The 281-nt window shown below is 50.9% G+C and carries 1 protein-coding gene; it reads right to left on the reverse strand.

The window, feature by feature from the left end:
• Nucleotides 1–215 (reverse strand): DUF2541 family protein (locus tag FDX22_RS31470; RefSeq protein WP_255432986.1); only part of this gene is annotated, 215 nt, incomplete at its 3' end.
• Nucleotides 216–281 lie beyond the last annotated feature (66 nt).

Here is a 281-nt window from a genome sequence, read left to right on the forward strand (position 1 = left end):
TAAACCGATGCACCACTGAGCTGTAAATCACCATGATCGGCCGTAAGTTGAATGCGTTTCACCACGCGGCAAACGGGAAGTTTCAGCGTCAGATCGTTGGTTTCATTACGGGGCATGGCGATCACGCCGAGGACTTTATGATCGTTAGCGTGTGCGGCGTTGCTCAGCAGCAGGCCCATAAGCAGGCTGGCGGAAAGGGTTAATACGGATTTCATGGAATTTCTCTTTGACGGCTGTAAAAGTGTGTCGTTTCAGACCATCTTACCGCTGTCAGAATCACG

Origin of the sequence: Citrobacter sp. TBCS-14 (assembly GCF_005280805.1) — a bacterium.
GTDB classification, from domain to species: Bacteria; Pseudomonadota; Gammaproteobacteria; order Enterobacterales; family Enterobacteriaceae; genus Citrobacter; species Citrobacter gillenii.